Origin of the sequence: Mesorhizobium sp. M7A.F.Ca.MR.362.00.0.0, assembly GCF_004023175.1 — a bacterium.
Classification (GTDB): domain Bacteria; phylum Pseudomonadota; class Alphaproteobacteria; order Rhizobiales; family Rhizobiaceae; genus Mesorhizobium.
On sequence record NZ_RZTF01000135.1, the window covers coordinates 1 to 1,350 of the forward strand.

Consider the following 1,350-nt stretch of genomic DNA (forward strand, 5'->3'; position numbering starts at 1 on the left):
GGCTGCTGACCGATCCGCACGATATCAGGCCACTGCATGGCGACCTGCATCACGAGAACATCCTGCACGGACCGCGCGGCTGGCTGGCTATCGATCCGAAGGGCGTGCTCGGCGACCCCGGCTTCGATGCGGCGAACATGTTCTACAACCCGCTCGAGCGGGACGATCTCTGCCTCGACCCCGAGCGGATCGCTGGTATGGCCGGGATCTTTGCCAACACTCTGGGCCAGACACCGGCCGCTATCCTTGATCATGCCATCGCCTATGGTTGCCTCTCGGCGTCATGGCATCATGAGGACGACAATGCGGTCGAGGAGAACCGCGAATTGTCGGTCGTCAAGGCGATCCGGGCGGTACGGGCAAGCTTCTGATCCGGACCCGGTAGATCAGCTCAAGATCAGCCCCTGAGCGCTATTCCCGCCGGCAAGGGATAGGCGCCCTTGGTGCCGCGCCAATGGGCTGCTGCAAAGCTCAGGACGATGAGCGCAAAACCCTGATGGGTCAGCGCCATATGCAGCGGCACATGCATCAGCAGCGTGCCGATGCCGATCGAGGCCTGCACCAGCACCAGTAGAAACAGCACCGTCGCGCGGCGCGCATGCGTCGAACCTGGCAGCCGCCGGCGCGTGGCGATCATGTGCCACAGCGCCACGACGAATACCGTGTAAGCGCCAAGCCGATGGACGAACTGCACCGTCTTCGGGCTCTCGAAGAAATTGCGCCATGCCGGCTCGAGGATCAGCAGATCGCCCGGGATAATCTTGCCATCCATCAGCGGCCAGGTGTTGTAGCTCAGGCCTGCGTCGAGCCCGGCGACCAGGCCGCCGAGATAGATCTGGATCAGCGCCAGCAGCACGATGAAGCCGGCCAGCCTCTGCGTCGACCGATCAGCGGCGGGTTCGGAATGCGGCGCCAGTCCGCGCGCGACCACCATGGTGGCGGTGAAGATCAGCGCGGCAAGCGTCAGGTGGGTCGCCAGCCGGTACTGGCTAACGGAGACGCGGTCGACCAATCCTGAAGCCACCATCCACCAGCCGATGGCGCCCTGCAGGCCGCCAAGCAGCAGAATGCCTAGGAGTTTCGGCCCCAGGCCGCGCTCGACGCGGCGCGTCGCCCAGAAGAACAGCAGCGGCAAGGCAAAGACCAGGCCGACGCTGCGCGCCAGGATGCGGTGCGCCCATTCCCACCAGAAGATCGACTTGAACGCCTCGATGCTCATGCCCTTGTTGAGTTCGGCATATTGCGGGATCTGCTGATAGAGCCGGAATTCCTCTTGCCACTCGGCATCGTTGAGCGGCGGGATCACGCCGTGGATCGGCTTCCACTGCGTAATCGAGAGGCCGGAATCGG

General features: G+C 64.1%; 2 protein-coding genes. One reads left to right on the forward strand and one right to left on the reverse strand.

Going from position 1 to position 1,350, the window contains the following annotated elements:
- Window positions 1-371: aminoglycoside phosphotransferase family protein (locus tag EOC06_RS17785; RefSeq protein ID WP_281062087.1), on the forward strand; the 371-nt coding region annotated here is incomplete at its 5' end.
- A 26-nt stretch (window positions 372-397) separates the two neighbouring features.
- Here the strand turns inward: EOC06_RS17785 and EOC06_RS17790 are convergent.
- The coding region (locus tag EOC06_RS17790; RefSeq protein ID WP_245469725.1) for a COX15/CtaA family protein at window positions 398-1,350 on the reverse strand (953 nt) is incomplete at its 5' end.